The sequence below is a fragment of the Corynebacterium sp. HMSC072A04 genome (genome assembly GCF_001809235.1).
In the GTDB taxonomy this organism is placed as follows: Bacteria; Actinomycetota; Actinomycetes; order Mycobacteriales; family Mycobacteriaceae; genus Corynebacterium; species Corynebacterium hiratae.
Genome location: NZ_KV796750.1, coordinates 103,874 through 125,088, shown reverse-complemented (window position 1 = coordinate 125,088; position 21,215 = coordinate 103,874). Strand labels below are relative to the sequence as shown.

Genomic DNA, 21,215 nt, shown 5'->3' with positions numbered 1-21,215 from the left:
ACCACGTCGCGTTGAGGGGGTGTTAGCTTTCTCCCACTCCCCCAACGGAGGAAACCCTCTGCGTGGTGTTTCACCCCTGTGGTGTGTCACGCGCCTTCGCAAGCTTCGGAAAACACGTGAGAAAAAGCCCCCATCTCCGCGGACAGTAGGCGCCGCGCGGTACGGGGGCTTCAGGTATGCAGATTACTCTGCGGACTTCTCGGCGTCCTCGGACTTCTCAGCGGAAGCCGGGTCAGACGCAGCGGCAGCCTCAGCGGCGTCGCGGGCGTCCTTCTCAGCGGTGTCGCCGGCAGCCTCCTTGGCCTGTGCAAGCTGGCGCTCCTCGCGAGCCTTCTTGCCCTCATCCACAGCGGTGGCGATGATGCCGGAGAGCAGCTTGGTGGCGCGGATAGCGTCGTCGTTGCCCGGAATCGGGAAATCGACCTCATCCGGGTCGCAGTTGGTGTCCAGGATGGCAACAACCGGGATGTTAAGCTTCTGGGCTTCCTTGACCGCGATGTGCTCCTTGTTGGTGTCAACGATCCACAGTGCGGACGGAGCCTTGGTCATATCGGAGATACCACCCAGGACGCGCTCCAGCTTGGTGCGCTCGCGGGTCAGCATCAGAACTTCCTTCTTGGTGCGGCCCTTGTAGCCGTCCTCAGCTGCATCCATAGCCTGCAGCTCCTTCATGCGCTTCAGGCGCTTGGAGACGGTCTGGAAGTTGGTGAGCATGCCGCCGAGCCAGCGGTGGTTCACGTACGGCATACCAACGCGGGAAGCCTCTTCAGCAACAGCTTCCTGAGCCTGCTTCTTGGTACCAACGAAGAGGATGGTGCCGCCGTGTGCGACGGTTTCCTTAACGAACTCGAAGGCCTCATCGATGTAGGTCAGCGTCTGCTGCAGGTCGATGATGTAGATGCCGTTACGGTCGGTGAAGATGAAACGCTTCATCTTCGGGTTCCAGCGACGGGTCTGGTGACCGAAGTGGACACCAGCGTCGAGGAGCTCGCGCATGGTTACAACTGCCATGATTCGCTCGCTTTCTATACGTTGTTTCGGTTTTGCAAAAATTGTGCGGTGTTTTATTCCGCACCCTAGCAACGAAGGCCTTGGTCAACACCCCATCATTGTGGGGACCGCGTCAACCACAGACTGTCTCTTCCTTAACCCAGGAAGCGACTACTTCGCCGCGCGTAGTCAGTCCATGTGGTAACCATTCGGTGCCGAGCACAGACTGCTGTGGGCTAGCTTAGTACTGCACACACGGTGATTCCAAACGGCGCGACCGAATCACCTCCGCTGGATTGTTGACAGACTTAACAAACTTTTCCCTAGCGCACCATGAGTTTCTTCAGCACCAGTTTATCCACAGGCGGAGCGCAGCCCCTTCCCTCGAGCCGCGCTCACGCGCAGGCTTGAGGTCATGCGTCACCGTCTACTTTGTTTATCTGCCCTGCTATGCGTTTGGGCCGCGCTTGCCGACGTCCCCCTCGCCGCCGCCTTCGTCGACCCCACCACTGGGGAGCCGGTTGCTTCGCGTGTCTTGCGTGGCTTCGAACCTCCTGAGAAGCGGTGGATGGCCGGGCACCGCGGTGTCGATCTGGATCTACCTGTCGGCGGTAAGGTGCGTGCCGCTGGCGACGGCGTTGTGTACTTCGCAGGCTCCATAGCGGGTAAGCCAGCCCTTTCGATTGCTCATGGCAACGGCCTACGCACCACTTATCAACCAGTGTTCGCGCGGGTTAAGAAAGGTGACCGAGTGCAGGAAGGAGACGTGATCGGCACGCTCGCGCCGTCCGTGGATGGCTATCCGGGACTCCATTGGGGCGCAATTAAAGGTCGCGAGGACTACATCAACCCGCTGGATCTCCTCGGCGAGCCCGTCATTCGACTCAAGCCCGCGGGTGGGAGCGAGCGTAGACGTCCTTAAGGCGCTGGGCAGAAACGTGCGTATAGACCTGCGTGGTCTGCAGAGAAGAATGGCCGAGCAACTCTTGCACGATGCGTAAATCGGCCCCGCCCTCGAGCAGATGCGTAGCCGCGGAGTGGCGTAGGCCGTGCGGGGTGAGCCCCGGCGCGCCCGTGACTTGTGCGGCGCGTTCGACGACGCGGCGGACCTGGCGCGCATCGATTCGGCGTCCGCGCGTGCCCACGAAGACCGCTTCCGTTTCACCGGCGAGCTCGGGGCGCCCCGTCTTCAGCCAGGCGCGCAGCGCGTCGTGGGCCGCGTCCCCGAAGGGAACGACGCGCTGCTTATTGCCTTTACCGGTCACGCGCGCGGTGCTGCGGGAAAGATCCACATCCCCGATGTCCAGGCTCACCAATTCGGCTACACGCGCACCGGTGGCATAGAGAAACTCGAGCATGGCGCTATCACGCAGGAAATGGATCTCATCGGCGGAGACCGCATTGCCCATCAGTTCCCCGGCGGCAGCGGGCGACATCACAGTGGGCAGATGCTTGCCCACCTTGGGCGTAGCCAGGCGCTGGGCGACATCAGTCTCGAGGTGCCCCTCGCGCGCGGCCCACGTGGAAAAGGCGCGCACCGCCGCGGTACGCCGTGCCAGCGTGGAGCGAGACTTTCCCTCATCGACGGCACCCGCCAGCCAGGCACGGAGGGCGTTCAGAGTAAAAGACGAGAAACTCGGGACGTCGGCAGCCAGCAGGCGCAGGTCTGAGCAGTAACCACGGACAGTCGCCTCGGAGCGGCCGCGAACGATGCGCTGGTAATCCGCAAAGTCCTCGATCGCTTCCTCCAGCTGGCCGCCCACGCGCCGTTCGGCGTTACCACTTGCTCCACTCATGTCACATGAGTGTACTCAGGTGCGCTGCCACATCGCGCCCGAGCGCGTTATCACCCCCATCTTTTGCATCGCCACGAGCAGGTGGATGGTCAGCGCCACCCGCATTCCCGCAGCAGCCGCGATATCCTCCGCACTCGCTCCTTCCTCCGCGCTTTCCGGCGGAGTGGAGTCATACACTTTGAGCTCATTGCGGGACAAGCGTTGTACCGGGGTTGGCTGGAACTCAAGTTCATACTGACCCGCAGCGTCCACTTCCCCGACTTTGCCCACGAGTCCACGTATTTCGTCGACTGAGGCCACCAGTTGCGCTCGCCCATCCTGGATGCGTTGGTGGCACCCCAAGGACCCAGACGTCGTGACTGGGCCCGGCACCGCCATCGCAACCCGGCCCAGAGCCTCCGCCCAGTTCAGCGTGTTCAACGCGCCAGAACGAAACCCGGCTTCCACCACCACGGTGCCGCTGGTCATCGCCGCCACGAGGCGGTTGCGGGACAAGAAGCGGAAACGCTGTGGCCGTGTGCCCGGCGCGAACTCGGACACGATGCACCCATTCCCGGCAATCCTGTCAAAGAGACGTGCATTGCGCGCCGGGTAGGAAATGTCAATACCGCAGGCCGCCACCGCGACGGTCTGCCCACCTGCGTCGAGAGCTGCCTCGTGCACCGCTGTATCAACCCCCACTGCCCCACCGGACACCACGGTCCATTGGTGCGCTGCGAGGCCACCAGCCAGAAGTGAGCCCACCTCCCAGCCGTACCGGCTCACGGCGCGCGTGCCCACCAGGGCAACGGATTGGGCTACCGCTTCGCGCAGGTTCCCGCCGCGAACCCAGAGGCTGTGGGGCGGGACTGCTTGGTCATCAAACGTCGCCGGGGCATCGACGAGCCCCTGGTGGTAGAACCCAAAGGCACGGGCAAATTCCTCCCCGGGCCACTCCGCGTCATCGAGTGTGATGAGCCGGGCTCCGACCGCCTCTGCGGCGGCGAGGTCTTCGTCTTGTCGTAGCCAGTCCCGCCGCGATGCCGTAGCCTGCCGCAGGGGTCCGATCCAGTCCTCTCCCTTATAGATTCCTCGCGCTATCTCCTCAGCCGGGTATTGGGTCAGCAGACCGTGGAGGGTTGGTGAGGGTCCTTCCACCACGCGGTTGAGGTAGGCCCAGGTGTGACGGCTGGTCGACACGTTGAGTTCGCTCATGCGGCCAGCCTTTCGATCGTGTCAGCGCCACGGAGATCGAGTGCGCGGCTGACGTGGTCGAGCTCGGGACGGGCGGTTCCATCGAGGTCTGCCAACGTCCACGCCAAGCGCAGCACACGATCCACCCCACGCTGGCTGAGCTCCCCTTCAGCCAAGTAGGCAGCAAGCATAATCATCGCCGACTCCGCTGCTGGGCGATGACGCCGCAAATAGGAAGCAGACACGGCGCCATTGACTACGCTTCCCAGCCCATCGGCCTCCCAGCGCGCCTTCATTCGTTCCCTGGCGGCGGCCACGCGTTGAGCAATGTCTGCGGAGGTTTCCTCCCCTTCTGGGTGCAGTACCGCGGATTGCCCCGACAAAGACACAATGATGTCGAGGCGGTCGCGCAATGGGCCCGAAAGGTTGGATAGGTAGTTCATCCTGTCTGCTGCCCGGCATTCGCAGCGTGACGGTTCCTCAGCGCCACAGCGGCACGGGTTCGCAGCCAACACCAGTTGAAAGCGGGCGGGAAAGATTACCTCGCGGCTAGCCCGAGTCAGGCGCACCTGTCCTTCTTCCAGCGGTGCGCGCAAGCTATCCAGTACTTGCGCCGGAACCTCGCTGACCTCGTCGAGAAAGAGCACTCCATGGTGCGCCAGACTCACCGCACCTGGCCGCGGGCGCCCCGATCCACCGCCGATCAGCGCGGCCCTCGTGACCGAAGCGTGCGGCGCGATGAAAGGCGCCCGGGAAATCGCCGTGCCAACGGCTCCCGCCACCGAGTGGATCGCGGTAGCCTCCACCGCTTCTTCCGTGGTCAAGCGCGGAAGGATGCCCGGCAAACGCGAAGCAATCATTGATTTGCCGGAACCAGGTGGCCCCACCATCATCACGTGATGGCCGCCAGCCGCGGCAACCTCTGCTGCCCACTTGGCTTCCCGCTGTCCGGCTACTTCGCTGAAGTCTGCAACCTGTTCACGCGCGGGCGCCGCAGCGTGCGTGATCAGCTGCGCGTCCGGCAGGCAATCACTCCCGCATACCCAAGTGAAAGCATCCCAGAGGGTCTCGGCCACCAGCACTCGCATGCCGGGAACCAATGCTGCTTCCGCCGCATTACCAACCGGAATGACCAACGTGTCATAGCCTTGCGAACGTGCCGCCAGAATCGCCGGGATGATGCCGGAGACCGGGCGAACCTGCCCGTCCAGTCCCAACTCGCCGAGCACGAGCGCCCCGCTGAGCCGACTTTTCTCGCTCTGGCCTGCCGCTAAGATAGCCAGCGCCATGGGGAGATCGAAATGTGCGCCGGCCTTGGGCAACGATGCTGGTGACATGGACACCACGACCTTTGTTTTCGGCCACGGTAGGTGCGAGTTGCTCACCGCGGTCCGGATGCGATCCCGCGACTCCGAAATCGCGGCATCACCCAGTCCCACCACATGGACACCGGGAAGCCCGGGACCCACGTTGGCTTCCACGGTGACCACCCTGGCCAGCACGCCATCCAGCGCAATCGTGTCGCACCTACCGAGAGCCATGGTCAACCCCCTGGAAATACTCCACGTCGAAGGCCTCCCCCTTCTCAGCCCCTGTGGACACGAGCCCGAGTACATCAAAGCGAACCTTGCTTAAGGGCTGGGTAGTACTCCGCCTTGCGCTCAGCCACTGCGCGGCAGCCTTGCGAAGGCGCTTCAGCTTGCGCGGTGTTACCGCTTCAGCGACGCCAAAGTTGCGGGTTGCCCGGGTTTTAACTTCACAGAAGACGATGGTTCCATCAGGCTCGCGCACAACGAGGTCGAGCTCGCCCACACGGTAGTGGACGTTCGCGGCTATCACCTGAGCCCCGCGCGCTCGGTAAAAGTCAGCGGCGAACTTCTCCCCCGCTTTCCCCAGTGCATCCGCAGGGCGGATGGTCTGCCCCACGCTCGGTGAATGCACGGAAGTCGCTAGATTTTTTGTCATTATGGTGCTCCTTGGAATTGAACGTGTACACAACACGCCGCAAGCACGACACAAGACAATTCCTGTGCCGCACACCCCCTTACGGCACTTCCAGAACACCTCACTCGGCATCCCCCTGGCGAGAGCTTTGAGTCTCGCCACACCAAATCTGTGGATAACTAGTCCGGACTCACCACTTCATTGGCACCCGCACCCCGCACACGAGCTTTACTCTGGGAGGACAAAGTCCGGCTTGTCCAGCTCTTCAATGTTGACGTCCTTGTAAGTGATCACACGGACGTAGCGCACAAAGCGCGCCGAGCGGTACATATCCCATACCCATGCATCGGACATGCGGACCTCGTAGTAGACGTCCGGCCCCGATGTATGCGGAATGAGCTCGACCGCATTGGCCAGGTAAAACCTGCGTTCGGTTTCCACCACATAGGAGAATTGGCTGACTACATCGCGGTATTCGCGGTACAGCGACAGCTCGACTTCAGCCTCGTAGTTATCGAGTTCCTCAGCGCTCACGGTGTGCTTCTCCTTCGCTCACAATCAACCGGGATCACGGTGTCACAGATTGAGCACCAGCTTAGTTCCCGCACCCCGCCTCAGGCTTCAGGCGCGCGCGAGAAATTGCGCATGAGCCCCAGCAACGTTGCGATAACTCATGCGGTGCTCCGGCGTCGCTCCCAACTGCACGATGGCCTCTTGGTGTGCGGCGGTGCCATACCCCTTATGCGATTCCAAGGCATAGCCCGGGTAGCGCTGCGCGAGCTCATCCATCAAGCGATCACGAGACACCTTGGCCACAACGCTTGCCGCAGCGATGCAGCGTGCGGCAGTATCGCCGCCGATGATCGGCAGTTGCGGGGTAGGCAGGCCGGGGACAAAGAGGGCGTCGCTCAGCACATAGCCCGGTCGGACCTTAAGCTGTGCCACCGCGCGGCGCATCCCCGACAGGTTGGCGTGCTGGATGCCAAAGGCATCGATGTCCTTTGCTCCCACGTGCACCACCGACCACGCCAGCGCGCGACGTTTGATCAGCGGCTCCAGCTTCTCCCTGGCCGCCGGCGTGAGCTTCTTCGAGTCATCGAGCCGCTCCAAACCGGGAATGATGCGATCGGGCAAAATGCACGCGGCAATCGTCACCGGCCCGCAGCAGGCCCCACGCCCGGCTTCATCCACCCCCGCGACAGGCCCCAGCCCCGCCTTGGAGAGCGCAACCTCATAGGTTCTCTTCTGTTTGAGACGGCGCATAGCGTTTACACCGGTTGAGCATCGATAGTCTGGGCGCGGCTGAACGGCATCACCACGGCGGAAACCTTCCCGCGCACGTTCTCCACGGGTACGGTGCCCTGCAGTTTGTCTCCGAGGTGAGCGCGCGAATCCAGCGAGTTTGTACGATTGTCTCCCATGACCCACAGGTGACCCTCCGGGACCGTGACGGGACCAAAGTAGGCGCCACCGCAGGCCTGCGAGCCCACGCGTTCATCAACAGGTATCTCCGGCGGATTCAGAACGAAGTCCTGGTTGGTGGGCTTGCCATCCACCATCACGGCTGGATCCCCCTCCTGGCATGACACGGTCTGCCCGCCGGTGGCGATGACTCGCTTGACCAAGATGTTGTCGCCGTTGGGAACGAGCCCCACGGCGGCACCAAGGTTTTGTATGCCGCGCAGGAGCACGTTGCGGGAACGCTTCACCTCAAAAGATGTGTTCCACGAGTCTGGCCCGGAAAAGACCACGACCTCCCCAGGACGCGGGTCGTTGAAGTAATAGCTCACCTTCTGCACGGCGATGCGGTCATTCGTACATCCCGGGCAGCCATGCAGTGTGGGTTCCATGGAGGAGGACGGGATGAGGTACATCCTGCCCACGAAGGCCTGAATCAGCGCCAGCGCCACGAAGGTAACTGCCAGCGCCCATAAGACATCGCGAACTCTAGGACTGGATGTCCGGGTCATCGACTCCACCGATGCGGTTGAAGGGGAAGAAGATGAACATCACCTTGCCGCGAACGTTTTCCAGCGGGATAGTTCCTTGGTACTCATCCTGCATGTGATAACGCGAGTCCGCGGAGGCCGTGCGGTTATCTCCCATTACCCAGATATTGCCCTCAGGCACGGTCACGGGGCCAAAATACGCGCCGCCGCAGGCATAGGAACCGGTGGTCTCATCAACGCGATAGGTTGGCGGATCCTGCACATAATCCTGCTCAATAGGCTTGCCATCCACCATGACTGCCGGATCCCCCTCCTGGCAGGACACCGTCTGGCCACCGGTGGCAATGACGCGCTTTACCAGCGTGTTCTCGTCGGGCGGGGTGAGCGACACGTAGCTCAGGGCATCCTGGATACGGTGGATCACCGGGTTATCGGAGCGTGGCGACACCCAATTGCTGTCCCAGTCCGGGGTCCCCTTAAAGACCACGACATCACCAGGCTCTGGGCTCTTGTCGCCGTAATAAGAAACCTTCTCGGTGAAGATACGGTCGTTGTTACACCCTTCGCAGCCGTGCAGTGTCGGCTCCATGGAGCCGGACGGGATGACATACTGCCGGCCCACGAAGTTCTGGAAAACTCCAACGACCGCGAGCACACAGACCACCACGATGACAGTCTCCAGCAACCAAGGCATCTGCTTCTTGTCCTCAGTTGGGGATGCCGCGCTTTCCGACGCCTCTCCCCCAGCGCCCTGGGAACCTTCAGTAAAGTCGTTTTCTTTTTCCACGGACTAAATCCTAGCAATGTGTCTTATCCTCACGGGCCTTGTGGGCCCCGCGCGGCGCGCGCTAGACGGATGAAACCAAAAAGAAAGCCCTTCACCTTTCCTCGCGATGAGGATAAGGCGAAGGGCTGTGACGCGCTGTAAATTAGCGGCGCTCCTTGATGCGGGCCTTCTTGCCACGCAGGTCGCGCAGGTAGTACAGCTTGGCGCGGCGGACACGGCCGCGGCGGACTACCTCGATGGAGGCAATGTTCGGGGAGTGAACCGGGAAGGTACGCTCAACGCCGATGCCGAAGGAAACCTTACGCACGGTGAAGGTCTCGCGGATGCCGTCGCCCTGACGGCGGATGCAGACACCCTTGAAGAGCTGGGTACGCTCGGTGCTGCCCTCGATGACCTTGACGTTGACGTCAAGGGTATCGCCCGGGCGGAAGGACGGGATATCGTCGCGCAGCGAAGCTGCATCAACCTTATCAATGAGGTTTGCCATTGGTGTTTTCCTTTTCAGTTTAAGACAGAGGACCCTGGCGCCACCGCGAGGCGGCTGACCGGTTCGTGCCTATTACACAGAACATCGCTATCTTTCCACACCCCACCCCCGCAGAACAAATTGCCCCAAACGCCTGACACCTGCCCACCGGGGGCTCTAAGGTGGGTGACGCACTGATACCCCACGGGTGCCCACGGGAAGTGGGCTGAGAGTGGCGCTGATACCGCGCCTGCACCGTTCGAACCTGTCTGGTTAGCACCAGCGAAGGAAGAGAGGAGCAGCCATGACGGCTACCCATAACCCCATCCAGTCCACCGACTCCGGCGAGATCCACCCCAAGCACTCCTACTCCCCCATCCGGGAGAAAGGTCTGGAGGTGCCCGAGACCGAGATCCAGCTGGATGATTCCCCCACAGGGCCCAACGAACCCTTCCGTATCTACCGCACGCGCGGCCCGGAGTGTGAGCCTGAAGTAGGCCTGCCGGCCCTGCGCGCCGAATGGATTGCGGAGCGCGGAGACGTTGAAGAGTATGAGGGCCGCGCACGCAACCTTGCTGACGATGGCCGCTCGGCCGAGCGCCGCGGTGCGGCTTCCTTGGAGTGGAAGGGGGAGCGTCGCCAGCCGCTGCGTGCGAAGGAAGGCAAGCGCGTTACCCAGATGCACTACGCACGCCAGGGGATCATCACCAAGGAGATGGAGTTCGTGGCTCTGCGCGAGCACTGCGACCCAGAGTTCGTGCGTTCCGAGATCGCCCGTGGCCGCGCCATCCTGCCTAACAACGTCAACCACCCCGAGTCGGAGCCGATGATTATCGGCCGCAAGTTCCTGACCAAGATCAACGCCAATATCGGCAACTCCGCGGTGACCTCCTCTATTGAGGAAGAGGTGTCGAAGCTGCGCTGGGCCACCCGCTGGGGCGCGGATACCGTGATGGACCTCTCCACCGGTGATGACATCCACACCACGCGCGAGTGGATCCTGCGCAACTCACCGGTCCCCATCGGCACCGTGCCCATCTACCAGGCGCTGGAGAAGGTAAACGGCGTCGCAGAGGACCTGACGTGGGAAATCTTCCGCGATACCGTCATCGAACAGTGTGAGCAGGGCGTGGACTACATGACCGTGCACGCCGGCGTGCTGCTGCCCTATGTGCCGTTGACCACGAACCGTGTTACCGGCATTGTTTCCCGCGGCGGCTCTATCATGGCGGGCTGGTGCCTGGCGCACCATAAGGAGTCCTTCCTCTATGAAAACTTCGACGAACTCTGTGAGATTTTTGCGCGCTACGACGTCGCATTCTCGCTCGGCGATGGCCTGCGCCCCGGCTCCCTGGCAGATGCCAACGACACCGCCCAGTTCGCCGAGCTCAAGACCATCGGTGAGCTCACCCGGCGCGCCTGGGAGTATGACGTCCAGGTCATGGTGGAAGGCCCGGGGCACGTGCCGCTCAACATGATTCAGGAAAACAACGAGCTCGAGCAGGACTGGGCCTCCGATGCGCCCTTCTACACGCTGGGCCCGCTGGTCACCGATATTGCCCCGGGCTATGACCACATCACCTCCGCCATTGGCGCGGCGCACATCGCCATGGGTGGTACGGCCATGCTGTGCTACGTCACCCCGAAGGAGCACTTGGGGCTGCCCAACCGCGATGACGTCAAGACCGGCGTCATCACCTATAAGCTTGCCGCCCATGCGGCCGACGTGGCCAAGGGCCACCCAGGTGCGCGCGCCTGGGATGACGCGATGAGCAAGGCTCGCTTTGAGTTCCGCTGGCATGACCAGTTCGCGCTCTCCCTCGACCCGGACACCGCGCAGGCCTACCACGATGAGACCCTGCCCGCGGAGCCGGCGAAGACCGCGCACTTCTGTTCCATGTGCGGCCCGAAGTTCTGCTCTATGCGCATCAGCCAGGACATCCGAGATACCTTCTCCGACTCCCTTGGCATGCCAAGTTTCCCGGGTAAGGACGCCATCGATCCCGAGGTTGTGGCCGCTGCCCGTGCCGGTGAGAAGCAGATGTCGGAAGAGTTTAAGGCTCAGGGATCTCAGCTCTATCAGGAGGAAGAAACCACGCATGCCTGATCTTCGCTGCTACTTCGTCACAGGTGCAGGCACGTCTGCGGAGATCGTGCGCATCGCTACCGCAGCGGCCCGGGGCGGTGCCGGGGTGGTACAGGTGCGCTCCAAGCCGATTTCCGCCCGCGACCTCTACCATCTGGGTCGAGAGGTAGCCCGCGCGGTGGCACAGGCCAACCCAGAAACGCGCGTGCTTATCGACGACCGCGTCGACGTCGCCGCCGCCCTACGCCACGCCGGCGAGCCGGTGCACGGCGTGCATGTTGGCCAGGACGATCTGCCCGTGGCCGCCGCCCGCGCGTTGTTGGGGCCGGATGCGATTATCGGTCTGACCACCGGCACCCGCGAGTTGGTCGAGGCTGCCAATGACGTCGCAGATGTCATTGACTACATCGGCTGCGGCCCGTTCCGCGCGACCCCAACGAAGGACTCCGGCCGCTCGCCGCTGGGACTTCACGCCTACCCGGAGTTGGTGAAGCTCTCCCGCGTACCGCTCGTGGCTATCGGTGATGTCACTGCTGACGATGCCGCCGATCTGGCGGCAACCGGCGTGGCCGGCCTAGCCGTCGTGCGCGGCATCATGCACGCCGAGGACCCGGAAGCCTACTGCCGCGAGCTGCTTGCCGGTTTTGATGAAGGTGCGCGATGACTACTAGCTCTGAATCCTCAGTCATCGTCGTCGGCGCGGGCGTCATCGGTCTGGCCACCGCCGTGGAACTGGCCGCGCGGGGCTTTAAGGTCACGGTGCTGGATCCGGCGCCAGCCTCCGGAGCTACCCACTTCGCCGGCGGCATGCTCGCCCCTGCCGCCGAGGTGGTCTACCAGCAGGATCCTCTCTTCCCGCTGATGCGTGCCTCCGGCGCGTGGTACCCAGAGCTTATCGATCTGGTTGCCGCCCACACGGAGGTCCCCACTGGCTACCGCGCCGAGGGCACCCTTGTCATCGCCGCCGACCGCGCGGATGCTCAGCACCTCACCGAGCTGGCGGATTATCAGTCCCTCCACGGCATGGAGGTCGAGCGCATCACCGTGCGCGAAGCCCGGCGCGCCGAACCGTTGCTGTCACCACGCTTGGCCGGGGCCGTCAGCATCCCGGGTGACACGCAGGTCTTCCCCCGCCAGTGGACAGCTGCCCTCATCAGCGCTGCCCAAGCACTCGGTGTGCGTTTCTTCCGTACGGCAGCGCAGTCTATTGACGCCGCCACTGGCGTCGTGAGCACTCCCGCAGGCCAATTCCACGCCGACGATGTGGTGCTCGCAGCAGGCCTGGGAGCACGCGACATCGACTGGGCAGCCTCGGCTGGGCTCCATCGCTCCCCGCTCCACCTGCGCCCAGTATACGGAGATATCCTGCGACTGCGCGTACCGGACGAGCTCCAGCCGCTGCTCACCCGCGTGGTCCGCGGTTTCGTGGAGGACCGCCCCATCTACCTCATCCCCCGCGGCGATGGCACCCTCGCGGTCGGCGCTACAACCCGCGAGGACACGCTTGCCACGGCCCAGGCCGGCGGTGTCTACGCGCTGCTTCGCGACGCCATCCGCATCCTCCCCGCCATCGAAGAATGCGAATTCCTCGAGGCCAGCGCGGGTGCCCGCCCTGGCACTCCGGATGACTTGCCGTATCTCGGCCGCGTCAGCGACAAGCTCGTCATCTCCACCGGCTATTTCCGCCACGGCATTCTGCTGACGGCTCTGGCCGCGCGCTGTACCCGCGAGCTCATCGAAGGCACCGAACCCAGCATCGATCTCACCGCATGTGATCCCCTACGACACCTCAAGGAGCAACAATGATTCTGATCTTTAACGGTCAGCCCTATGACACGGCAGCAGACACCGTCGCCCAACTGCTGGAAGAAAAAGGCATCGACGCCGACGGCACCGCCGTGGCACTGTCCGAGCAGGTCGTTCCACGCTCGCAGTGGGAGTCCACCCCACTCACCGAAGGCGCGACCGTGGAAGTCCTCACCGCTGTTCAGGGAGGCTAGAAACTACATGCTCACCATCGCCGATACCACCTTTTCTTCCCACCTCATCATGGGCACCGGTGGGGCCACGAGCCATGAGGCCTTGGAGCGCGCGCTCGTCGCCTCCGGAACCGAGCTGACCACCGTGGCCATGCGCCGCCACGCTGGTACCCGTGACGGTGAGAGCATCTTCGACCTGTTGCGCCGGCTGGGCATCGCTCCGTTGCCCAACACCGCCGGCTGCCGCACCGCGCGCGAGGCCGTGCTCACCGCCCGCATGGCCCGCGAGGCGCTGGGGACATCCTGGGTCAAGGTAGAAGTCATCGCCGACGAGCACACGCTCCTGCCCGATGTCGTGGAGACCCTCGACGCCACCGAACTGCTCAGCGCCGAAGGTTTCACCGTGCTGGCCTACACCAGCGACGATCCCGTGGCCGCCCAGCGCCTCGAGGATGCGGGCGCTGCGGCCGTCATGCCGCTGGGCGCCCCCATCGGCACCGGGCTGGGCATCCTCAACCCGCACAACCTCGAGCTCATCTGCTCACGTGCCTCGGTGCCCGTGCTTGTCGACGCCGGCATCGGCACCGCCTCCGATGCCACCCTCGCCATGGAGCTCGGCTGCTCCGGCGTGCTGCTCGCCAGCGCAGTCAACCGCTGCCAAGATCCGGAAGCCATGGCCACCGCCATGCGCCACGCCGTCGAAGCGGGACGACTCGCGCGCAGCGCCGGTCGTATCCCGCAGCGCGAACATGCCCAGGCATCCTCCACCTTCGAGGGCCTAGCCTCCTGGGCCGACCAAGTTCTCTAGGCCCGTGACGCAGTTGACTGGATCCATGCTCAGCAAAGATGAACTCGCCCGCACCTCGCGCCAGCGCCTTCTACCAGGCTTCGGTGACGCGGCGCAGGAGCGGCTCCACGCGGCGCACCTGCTCGTCGTGGGCGCCGGCGGGCTGGGCTGCCCGGCTCTCCAGCAGCTCGCGGCGGCAGGCATCGGGCGCATCACGCTCATCGATTCCGATACCGTCGATATCAGCAACCTGCACAGGCAGGTGCTGTTTGGTGCGGGGGACGTCGGCAAGCCCAAGGCCGAGGTAGCCGCCGCGCGCGCCCGCGAGCTTGCCCCCGAGCTGCAAATCACCGCGCTCAACGCGCGGCTGACTTCCTCTACTGTTCTTGACCTCTGCGCCGAGGCCGACCTCGTCCTCGATGGCTCAGATACCTTCGACACGAAGTACCTCGTCGCAGACGCCTGCGAGCTCACCTCTACCCCGCTGGCTTGGGGAACCGTGCTGCGCTACGGCGGGCAGGCCGCGCTGTGGCATTCCGGTAAGGACTGCGCTGACGGGCGCGGGGTGGGCTTGCGTGATCTCTTCCCCGCCCCGCCGGAGGGCGAGGCGCTCGAGTGCTCCACGGCTGGGGTCCTGGGTGCTACGACGTCCGTCATCGCGGGGCTCATGGCCACCGCGACGCTGGGCTGGTTGGGGAAGCTTCCGCACCATGAGGAGCTGCGTGGCCGTGTTACGTCCTATGAGGCGCTGCCCGGTAGTTTCCGCACGCTCACAGTCGGCCCGGATCCTGCGCGCCCGCTGGTCAGCACCTTGCCCGGAGAGCGCAGCTTTCCGCCTGAGCTTCGCGACGGCCACGCCGCCCTCCTCGATATCTCCGAGAACACCGGCTTTCCTGATGCCACGGTGTCACTGCCCTGGCATACCGTCACCGATGATGATGCCGTGCGCCGTGCGCTCGCTTCGTGCTCTTCCGAACTGGTCTACGTTGCCTGCCCCTCCGGTGGGCGCAGCGCTGGCTTCGTCCTACGCTACGCCGATCTGGCAGCGGATATGGGCATCGAGCTGCGTAACCTTCCGGGTGGGCTCGCGTCTCGCGATTACTAGGCGTCGACCACCGCCGGAGCGCGGAAGAGGTGCTCGTCCACAATTCGGGCGGTGCCATGGTGGCGAGCCCGGAAGACCACGCAGGAAGCCACCAGTGCGAGGGCAGTCACAATAAACAACACTGCAATACCGGCCCAGAAAGTTCCGTCGTGGATGCCGTCGGTGGCGCGAGTAAAGGCATTCTTCGCATAGGACATCGGGTGGAAAGGATGCAGCATGCTCAACGGGCGCGGAATCGCCGCCACCGGCCATACACCGCCGAAGACCATGATGCCCAGAGCGAACGCACCTACGGCGAAGATGGCGCCGATCTTGCGTCCAAAGGTGACCAGGAAGAACTGGTAGGTCGCCGCCCCCACGGCGGCGATGGCGGCGATAACTAGCAGCATCATCGGCCAGCTCGCCGGTGACCATCCCATCATGGAGGACATGAAGGCCATGAAGGCTAGGACGAGGAAATTCAAGCCCGCCACGACTCCAAAGGCTGCGAGGATACCGCGCACCGGGCTCGTGGCCGACTCGCCCCGGCGCCCCAGGTAATAAGGCAGCGTCATTGCTACCAGCAGCATGACGAGGAATCCGAAGACGAGCACGAAGAGCATCGATACGCCACCGGTGATATTCTTCTGGGTTGGATCGACCGGGTCGACCACCGTCTGCACTGGGTGAAGGTTGGAGGAGGTGAAGTTGATGGGCACGGCCATGTTCTGCGCAGACGTATCCGGCTGGGTAATGGAGGGGGCCTTGGCGGCGCCGTCGACAAGCTTGGTGGCCAATTCGTTCGAGCCCGCCTTGAGCTGGTCCATGCCATCCTTCAGCTCGGTGCCACCGGCGGCGAGCTGGCTCGTGCCATCCTTCAACGTGCCGGTGCCCTCGTGCAAGCGGGAAGCACCGTCCTGCAGCTGGGCGGCACCGTCGCTCAGTTCGCCAACACCCGCGCGCAGCTGCTGGGAACCATCGGACAAGCGGTGCGCACCGTCATTAAGAGCCATCATGCCGCCCAGGTACTCCGAATTGGGATCGGCCAGGTTGTAGTAGAGCTGGCCGGTGCCGGCAGAAAGCTTCTCCAACTGCGCCACCATGTTGCCGCTGGCGGCCGGGTCCAGCTTGGAGACCAGTGAATAAAGCTGCTCAGCTTGTTGGTGCATGCCGAGGCCGCGGAGGACGTCGACAAGCTGCAGGAGTGCCGGGGCCACGGCCTGCGCCTGCTTGAGCACCGGGATGAGCATGCCCGTGAGCTGGTTAACACCGCCGTCGATCTGACCCGCGCCATCCGCCAGGCGGCCGGTGCCGGCAAGGAGCTTGTCGGAGCCGTCGGCAAGCTGGGCGGCGCCATCATCGAGCTGCGCGGCGCCATCGCTGAGGCGTCCTACTCCGTCATTCAGGCGGTTCGTGCCGTCCAGCAGCTGGCCCGTGCCGTTGTTGAGATCGCCCGCGCCGGCGTCCAGCTTGGCGATTCCCTCGACCGCACGCCCGCCGCCTTCCTGCAATTTGCCCGCACCCTCATCGAGGACGGCCGGCGCCCTCCGCCGCGGTGCCTAGGCCGTCGCTGAGTTTGTTGAGACCTTCGATGACCTGGTCGGCATATTTCTTGGAAATCGCATTTTCCACGCTGGTCTGGACCTGCGGGATGAGGCTGGAGGAAATCACCGAGCCATTCGTGCCGTAATAGTCATTGGTGGCGAAATGAATCTCCGGTTTCACCGGCTTATCGCTGATGATGGTGACGGCCTGCTCGGAAAAGTTCTTCGGGATGGTCACCACCATGAGGTACTTGCCCTTGAGCAGGCCCTCGTCCCCGTCACCCTTGCTGACCTCGGCAAAGTTCAGGTACCCCGTCTCCAACAGGCCTTCGACGACCTGATCACCGTAGTTGGTGTATTTGCCTTGCTTCTCGACGCCCGCGTCCTCATTCACCACCGCCAGGTCAATGTTGCGCATGTACTTTGACGGGTCCCACATGGCCCACATCATGGTGCCGGCGATAACGATGGGTGCGACGAGGAGAAAGACGATGAGCACGCGCGACACGGTACTCGTGGGGCGCCAATCCAGGACGCGGTGCCAGCCCATGGCTTCGCTGTCGCGGGTCGCAGCACTCCCCTCATTCGCCCGACCAGGCGAAGAACCATTCTTCCGGTCTTCTTCAGTCTCACGGCTCATTCCCGCCTCCTTATAGTGATAGCTCAGGTCCGCTCTTAACCTTCTGCCCAGGACTTTCAGCGGCAGAACAAAGATGAGCGGGACGCTAGTTCATTTGTTTCACCAAACATACCACTTGATATGTTGGCCCTGTGAACTTATAGCCATTCGTGTCATTGCGCCCAGTCCAGTTATTCTCGCGTGGATTACGACCTCGGGGCTGCGTTTGGCCGTGTGGGTGTTGGCCATTCCCGCGTGAGCGCCGAGTTATGAGGCATATGAACAGGGCGTTTTCTCCTCCGGTTGCGAGGCATTAAGGCCTGTTTTAGTCTCTGTGCCCATGGGGGATATCGAAACCTACCTCCGCCTTCGCAACTCGGGGATTGCGCTGGTGGAGGCAGCAACCAGCACACCCGAAGGCTTACGTGCGCTCGGTGCCTCGCGCGGTGATGCCGCGGAGCTGGCGTCGCTTCATGCCATCTATTTCGGCGAAACCCGCTTCACCGGAAAGCAGCGCGCAGCGCGTCGGGCGGCCCAACGCCAGGGCCACGACCTGGCCACGTTGAACCTGATTGAGTCCTACACCGCCAAGCTGAAGAAACAGCTCGATGTCTGGAATTTGCGCGTCGCCCTGGCATCCACGCCTTCAGAACGGGTTCCTTCTGTAGCGGCGGAGCGCTTGAAGGAACTCAGGCCCAAGCGCGTGCCTTCACCAGGTGTGCGGCTGACCTACCGCAAGAATGGCCCGCACTCGCTCACGGTTACCGATACCGCACTGAACATATCCACCATTCGCAGCACGCTCGAGTCCATCAACCCCGCCGACCTCCTGGACGCCACCCACCAGGTTTTCTTCAAAGAAGGTATCGGGTCTCGTCCGGCGGTGGGAACCAACGTCGTGATAACGCTCGACGAGCTCGACAAAGTCGTCCGCCATGACGGCGACGACATCGAACTCGAGCTCACCAACGGCGGGCGCATGAGTGGCGCAGAGTTTCTCACCTACAAGTTCGCCGAAACTGGCTACGCCACATTGGTCCACCCCACCATCGGGCCGGTGTGGTTGCACCGACTTTCGCGCTTTGCCAGCCTCGAGCAGCGCATCATGGCCAGCGCGGAGCACCCCACCTGCGCTATCGAAGACTGCAATAAACCGGCGGACTACTGCCAAGTCCACCACATCATTCCCTGGCAGGCAGGCGGAGAAACGAATCCGCCCAACCTAACCATGCTGTGTGCCTACCACAACGGCATCAACGACGATGACCCCACCAGCCCGACCGGCAGAGGCTATGTCTTTCGACTGAGGGGACCCGTTGACTACATCCCGCCCTGGGGAACGCCGATTACCGCGCAGCCGGCCTACCAAAAAGCGGTCAAACAACTCGCCGCCGACAAAACCCACGCCCAACCGCCAGATCCACCAAACGGTAGCCCACCGCCTGGGTAGCTCACACCCCAGCACCGTGCCGCCAGAGCAGCTCACCCCAGCATGGCGCCTAATCCACGCGGAGGCCCCGCAAAACCGCGAGGCTTTCCGCGCCTTCGGCGATCCCTCAGCTAAGTCTCATCCCGCGGTCTGCACTGAACGATCTCGGATTCTCAGGAGACGGACTCTAAAGCCGCCGCTGGGGCGAGAACACACAAAGCTCCGACCGTTTGAACGGTTAGAAGCCGGCCTTCTTGAGAGCGTCGGCCATCGAGCCACCGCCGCCGCGGCCCGAGCGGCCACGCCCACCGTCGCGAGGGTTGTTGCGGCGTCCGGAATTACTGCTGTTTCGCTCCCCCGAGCGTCCGCCGTTGTTGCGGCGCTTGGGGGTGGGTTGGCCAGGCTCGTCGTCAAGCCGCAGCGACAAACCAATGCGCTGGCGCTCCACGTCGACCTCCATGACCTTGACCTTCACCACCTGGCCGGAACGGACCACGTCGTGTGGGTCGGAGACGAACTTGTGGCTCATCGCGGACACATGCACAAGCCCGTCTTGGTGCACGCCAACGTCGATGAACGCACCGAAGGCCGCAACGTTGGTCACGGTGCCCTCGAGAATCATCCCCGGCTTCAAGTCCGAGACCTTGTCCACGCCCTCCTTGAATGTCGCGGTCTTAAACTCCGGGCGCGGGTCGCGGCCCGGCTTATCCAGCTCCGCGATGATATCCGTCACCGTCGGAACGCCAAAGGTGTCATCGGCGAAGTCTGCCGGCGACAGCTTCGACAACACGCGCGAATTGCCGATGAGCTCCGAAACCCCCAGCCCGGTCTTCTCCGCAATGCGCGCCACCACCGGGTAAGCCTCCGGGTGCACGGCCGAGGCATCGAGCGGATCCTTACCGCCATTGATGCGCAGGAAGCCCGCCGCCTGCTCGAAAGCCTTCGGCCCCAAGCGCGGCACCTTCTTCAGCTCCTTGCGCGAGGCAAACGTGCCATTCTCATCGCGGTAGGCCACGATGTTGGCCGCAATCGTGGAGTTCACACCAGCCACGCGCTCCAGCAGCGGGGCCGACGCCGTGTTCAGGTCCACGCCGACGCCATTCACCGCGTCTTCCACCACGCCATCGAGCGTGCGCGCGAGTGCGACCTGGTTGACGTCATGTTGGTACTGCCCCACGCCAATGGCCTTCGGGTCAATCTTCACCAGCTCCGCCAGCGGGTCCTGCAGGCGGCGCGCGATGGACACCGCGCCGCGCAGTGAGACATCCATGTCGGGGAACTCATCGGCCGCCAGCTGCGAAGCCGAATACACCGACGCGCCCGCCTCCGACACCACGACCGGGCTCGGCCGCTTCCCACCCGCCTGCGCGATGAGGTCCGCGACTTCACCGGCAAGCTTCTCCGTCTCCCGCGACGCGGTGCCATTGCCAATTGCCATGAGGTCCACCGAATGAGCCGCGCTTAACGACGCCAACTCTCTCACCGCCTCAGCCCACTTCTGCTGCGGCTGGTGCGGGTAGACGATGGTGGTGGCTAGGACCTTGCCCGTCGGGTCGACAACCGCACACTTGACGCCGTTGCGGTAGCCCGGGTCTAAGCCCAGCGTCGCGCGCTGGCCCGCCGGGGCCGCCAGCAGAACATCGCGCAGGTTGGTGGCGAAGACCTTGAGCGCGCCTTCCTCCGCCTTCTCTTTGAGGCGCATGCGCACGTCGAGGCCCGAGGAGATGGAGAGTTTGGTGCGCCAGCCCCAGTGGACGGCGTCGGCAAGCCAGCGGGAGGTGTCAACGTCTAGGTCGAAGCGATCTGCGATCATGCCCTCGTAGATGGCGTCATCGCCGGCATCGAGGTTGAGCTGCAGCACGCCCTCGTTCTCACCGCGCAGCAGCGCCAAGATGCGGTGCGAGGGAAGCTTGTCGAAAGGCTCGGAGAACTCGAAGTAATCTTTGAACTTTGCGCCTTCGGCTTCCTTGCCTTCCACCACACCGGCGTTCATGGAACCGCTGGTGTACATACGCTCGCGCACCTCACCGACGAGGTCCGCATCCAGCGCAAAACGGTCCACCAAGATGGCGCGAGCACCGTCGAGGGCCTTCTTCGCTTCCTCGAAACCTTCGGTGAGGTACTCCCCTGCCAGCTCGGCCGGATCCGCCGAAGGGTTCTCGATGAGCTTATCGGTCAGCGGCTCCAAGCCTGCCTCACGCGCGATATCCGCCTTGGTTTTGCGGCGCTTCTTATACGGCAGGTACAGATCCTCTAGGCGCGCCTTGGTTTCGCAGCCCTGGATGAGCGCGCGCAGCTCATCGGTCAGCTTGCCCTGCTCCTCAATCGCGGCGAGCACCGTTTCCTTGCGCTCCTCCAGTTCCCGCAGGTAGGTCGAGCGTTCCTCGATGATACGCAGCTGCGAGTCATCCAGCCCGCCGGTGGCTTCCTTGCGGTAACGGGCGATGAACGGAACGGTGTTACCTTCCGCCATGAGCTTGAGGGCGGCTTCGACAAACTGCTCTTTGACGCCCAGCTCTCCAGCGATGGTGGCTGCGATATTCACAAAACCTCTTTATGGGTCGGGGACTAAAAGACCTTCC

Annotated in this window: 21 protein-coding genes and 1 riboswitch; of the genes, 8 read left to right on the top strand and 13 right to left on the bottom strand. The window is 63.4% G+C overall.

Annotated features, from left to right (window positions below; all coding sequences use genetic code 11):
• Positions 1-183: 183 nt before the first annotated feature.
• Entirely contained in the window at positions 184-1,011 is an 828-nt protein-coding gene (gene rpsB, locus HMPREF2565_RS03100) for a 30S ribosomal protein S2 (RefSeq protein ID WP_010190382.1), read from the bottom strand.
• 394 nt (positions 1,012-1,405) lie between these two features.
• On the opposite strand from rpsB, the gene HMPREF2565_RS03095 reads away from it, so the two are divergent.
• A complete protein-coding gene (locus HMPREF2565_RS03095) occupies positions 1,406-1,912 on the top strand; it encodes a M23 family metallopeptidase (protein WP_070515659.1) in 507 nt (168 codons plus the stop codon).
• On the opposite strand, the gene HMPREF2565_RS03090 is transcribed toward HMPREF2565_RS03095, so the two are convergent.
• The 9 genes from HMPREF2565_RS03090 to rplS form a co-directional block, all read right to left on the bottom strand.
• On the bottom strand, positions 1,875-2,786 hold the full coding sequence (locus tag HMPREF2565_RS03090) for a tyrosine recombinase XerC (protein ID WP_070682018.1): 912 nt from the start codon (positions 2,784-2,786) through the stop codon (positions 1,875-1,877). The genes HMPREF2565_RS03095 and HMPREF2565_RS03090 overlap by 38 nt on opposite strands.
• Positions 2,787-2,801: 15 nt before the next feature.
• On the bottom strand, positions 2,802-3,980 hold the full coding sequence (dprA, locus tag HMPREF2565_RS03085; protein WP_049155388.1) for a DNA-processing protein DprA: 1,179 nt from the start codon (positions 3,978-3,980) through the stop codon (positions 2,802-2,804).
• The gene (locus tag HMPREF2565_RS03080; protein ID WP_070545796.1) at positions 3,977-5,500 is read right to left on the bottom strand and encodes a YifB family Mg chelatase-like AAA ATPase; all 1,524 of its coding nucleotides are present in this window, start codon (positions 5,498-5,500) and stop codon (positions 3,977-3,979) included. The genes dprA and HMPREF2565_RS03080 overlap by 4 nt, the downstream gene beginning before the upstream one ends.
• Positions 5,487-5,924: a YraN family protein gene (locus tag HMPREF2565_RS03075; protein WP_070545794.1), complete on the bottom strand. Its 438-nt coding sequence runs from the start codon at positions 5,922-5,924 to the stop codon at positions 5,487-5,489. The genes HMPREF2565_RS03080 and HMPREF2565_RS03075 overlap by 14 nt, the downstream gene beginning before the upstream one ends.
• A gap of 207 nt (positions 5,925-6,131) precedes the next feature.
• Complete coding sequence (locus tag HMPREF2565_RS03070) at positions 6,132-6,437, bottom strand: DUF2469 domain-containing protein (RefSeq protein ID WP_005528899.1); 306 nt, start codon at positions 6,435-6,437, stop codon at positions 6,132-6,134.
• An 87-nt stretch (positions 6,438-6,524) separates the two neighbouring features.
• Positions 6,525-7,166: a ribonuclease HII gene (locus HMPREF2565_RS03065; protein ID WP_046648047.1), complete on the bottom strand. Its 642-nt coding sequence runs from the start codon at positions 7,164-7,166 to the stop codon at positions 6,525-6,527.
• A 5-nt stretch (positions 7,167-7,171) separates the two neighbouring features.
• Positions 7,172-7,873, bottom strand: coding sequence for a signal peptidase I (gene lepB, locus HMPREF2565_RS03060; protein ID WP_070545791.1), 702 nt, complete (start codon positions 7,871-7,873; stop codon positions 7,172-7,174).
• The gene (gene lepB / locus HMPREF2565_RS03055) at positions 7,851-8,546 is read right to left on the bottom strand and encodes a signal peptidase I (RefSeq protein ID WP_158396197.1); all 696 of its coding nucleotides are present in this window, start codon (positions 8,544-8,546) and stop codon (positions 7,851-7,853) included. Before lepB (HMPREF2565_RS03055) ends, lepB (HMPREF2565_RS03060) begins: the two co-directional genes overlap by 23 nt.
• A 235-nt stretch (positions 8,547-8,781) precedes the next feature.
• Positions 8,782-9,126: a 50S ribosomal protein L19 gene (gene rplS, locus HMPREF2565_RS03050; RefSeq protein WP_046648044.1), complete on the bottom strand. Its 345-nt coding sequence runs from the start codon at positions 9,124-9,126 to the stop codon at positions 8,782-8,784.
• 173 nt (positions 9,127-9,299) lie between these two features.
• A riboswitch (TPP riboswitch) is annotated at positions 9,300-9,414 on the top strand.
• On the opposite strand from rplS, the gene thiC reads away from it, so the two are divergent.
• From thiC to HMPREF2565_RS03020, 6 genes are all read left to right on the top strand, one after another.
• Positions 9,410-11,212: a phosphomethylpyrimidine synthase ThiC gene (gene thiC / locus HMPREF2565_RS03045; RefSeq protein ID WP_046648043.1), complete on the top strand. Its 1,803-nt coding sequence runs from the start codon at positions 9,410-9,412 to the stop codon at positions 11,210-11,212. (Overlaps the previous riboswitch by 5 nt.)
• A complete protein-coding gene (locus tag HMPREF2565_RS03040; protein ID WP_071406858.1) occupies positions 11,205-11,855 on the top strand; it encodes a thiamine phosphate synthase in 651 nt (216 codons plus the stop codon). Before thiC ends, HMPREF2565_RS03040 begins: the two co-directional genes overlap by 8 nt.
• The gene (thiO, locus tag HMPREF2565_RS03035) at positions 11,852-12,997 is read left to right on the top strand and encodes a glycine oxidase ThiO (RefSeq protein WP_049155378.1); all 1,146 of its coding nucleotides are present in this window, start codon (positions 11,852-11,854) and stop codon (positions 12,995-12,997) included. The genes HMPREF2565_RS03040 and thiO overlap by 4 nt, the downstream gene beginning before the upstream one ends.
• Positions 12,994-13,191 (top strand): sulfur carrier protein ThiS, encoded by a 198-nt coding sequence (gene thiS / locus HMPREF2565_RS03030; RefSeq protein ID WP_046648041.1) that lies wholly within the window; start codon positions 12,994-12,996, stop codon positions 13,189-13,191. The genes thiO and thiS overlap by 4 nt, the downstream gene beginning before the upstream one ends.
• A 7-nt stretch (positions 13,192-13,198) precedes the next feature.
• Entirely contained in the window at positions 13,199-13,978 is a 780-nt protein-coding gene (locus HMPREF2565_RS03025) for a thiazole synthase (protein WP_046648040.1), read from the top strand.
• Positions 13,979-14,003: 25 nt separating this feature from the next.
• Positions 14,004-15,062, top strand: a complete 1,059-nt coding sequence (locus tag HMPREF2565_RS03020) for a ThiF family adenylyltransferase (protein ID WP_046648039.1) — start codon at positions 14,004-14,006, stop codon at positions 15,060-15,062.
• Here the strand turns inward: HMPREF2565_RS03020 and HMPREF2565_RS03015 are convergent.
• Together HMPREF2565_RS03015 and HMPREF2565_RS14150 are read right to left on the bottom strand one after the other, a co-directional pair.
• Positions 15,059-16,552, bottom strand: coding sequence for an ABC transporter permease (locus tag HMPREF2565_RS03015; protein WP_246819110.1), 1,494 nt, complete (start codon positions 16,550-16,552; stop codon positions 15,059-15,061). The genes HMPREF2565_RS03020 and HMPREF2565_RS03015 overlap by 4 nt on opposite strands.
• 13 nt (positions 16,553-16,565) lie before the next feature.
• Positions 16,566-17,225, bottom strand: a complete 660-nt coding sequence (locus HMPREF2565_RS14150) for a YhgE/Pip domain-containing protein (RefSeq protein WP_246819109.1) — start codon at positions 17,223-17,225, stop codon at positions 16,566-16,568.
• 319 nt (positions 17,226-17,544) lie between these two features.
• On the opposite strand from HMPREF2565_RS14150, the gene HMPREF2565_RS03010 reads away from it, so the two are divergent.
• Entirely contained in the window at positions 17,545-18,654 is a 1,110-nt protein-coding gene (locus tag HMPREF2565_RS03010) for an HNH endonuclease signature motif containing protein (RefSeq protein WP_071406857.1), read from the top strand.
• 217 nt (positions 18,655-18,871) lie between these two features.
• Here the strand turns inward: HMPREF2565_RS03010 and HMPREF2565_RS03005 are convergent, their stop codons facing one another.
• Positions 18,872-21,178, bottom strand: coding sequence for a Tex family protein (locus HMPREF2565_RS03005; protein WP_071406856.1), 2,307 nt, complete (start codon positions 21,176-21,178; stop codon positions 18,872-18,874).
• Between the last annotated feature and the right edge of the window lie 37 nt (positions 21,179-21,215).

Bases quoted from the DNA above. Each gene is read 5' to 3' on its own strand.
- HMPREF2565_RS03090 (WP_070682018.1), bottom strand. From the start codon at position 2,786: ATGAGTGGAGCAAGTGGTAACGCCGAACGGCGCGTGGGCGGCCAGCTG.
- lepB (WP_070545791.1), bottom strand. From the start codon at position 7,873: ATGACCCGGACATCCAGTCCTAGAGTTCGCGATGTCTTATGGGCGCTG.
- HMPREF2565_RS14150 (WP_246819109.1), bottom strand. From the start codon at position 17,225: ATGAGCCGTGAGACTGAAGAAGACCGGAAGAATGGTTCTTCGCCTGGT.
- thiS (WP_046648041.1), top strand. From the start codon at position 12,994: ATGATTCTGATCTTTAACGGTCAGCCCTATGACACGGCAGCAGACACC.
- rpsB (WP_010190382.1), bottom strand. From the start codon at position 1,011: ATGGCAGTTGTAACCATGCGCGAGCTCCTCGACGCTGGTGTCCACTTC.
- HMPREF2565_RS03020 (WP_046648039.1), top strand. From the start codon at position 14,004: ATGCTCAGCAAAGATGAACTCGCCCGCACCTCGCGCCAGCGCCTTCTA.
- thiC (WP_046648043.1), top strand. From the start codon at position 9,410: ATGACGGCTACCCATAACCCCATCCAGTCCACCGACTCCGGCGAGATC.
- HMPREF2565_RS03025 (WP_046648040.1), top strand. From the start codon at position 13,199: ATGCTCACCATCGCCGATACCACCTTTTCTTCCCACCTCATCATGGGC.
- HMPREF2565_RS03010 (WP_071406857.1), top strand. From the start codon at position 17,545: ATGGGGGATATCGAAACCTACCTCCGCCTTCGCAACTCGGGGATTGCG.
- dprA (WP_049155388.1), bottom strand. From the start codon at position 3,980: ATGAGCGAACTCAACGTGTCGACCAGCCGTCACACCTGGGCCTACCTC.
- lepB (WP_158396197.1), bottom strand. From the start codon at position 8,546: ATGCCTTGGTTGCTGGAGACTGTCATCGTGGTGGTCTGTGTGCTCGCG.
- HMPREF2565_RS03065 (WP_046648047.1), bottom strand. From the start codon at position 7,166: ATGCGCCGTCTCAAACAGAAGAGAACCTATGAGGTTGCGCTCTCCAAG.
- rplS (WP_046648044.1), bottom strand. From the start codon at position 9,126: ATGGCAAACCTCATTGATAAGGTTGATGCAGCTTCGCTGCGCGACGAT.
- HMPREF2565_RS03095 (WP_070515659.1), top strand. From the start codon at position 1,406: ATGCGTCACCGTCTACTTTGTTTATCTGCCCTGCTATGCGTTTGGGCC.
- HMPREF2565_RS03040 (WP_071406858.1), top strand. From the start codon at position 11,205: ATGCCTGATCTTCGCTGCTACTTCGTCACAGGTGCAGGCACGTCTGCG.
- HMPREF2565_RS03075 (WP_070545794.1), bottom strand. From the start codon at position 5,924: ATGACAAAAAATCTAGCGACTTCCGTGCATTCACCGAGCGTGGGGCAG.
- thiO (WP_049155378.1), top strand. From the start codon at position 11,852: ATGACTACTAGCTCTGAATCCTCAGTCATCGTCGTCGGCGCGGGCGTC.
- HMPREF2565_RS03080 (WP_070545796.1), bottom strand. From the start codon at position 5,500: ATGGCTCTCGGTAGGTGCGACACGATTGCGCTGGATGGCGTGCTGGCC.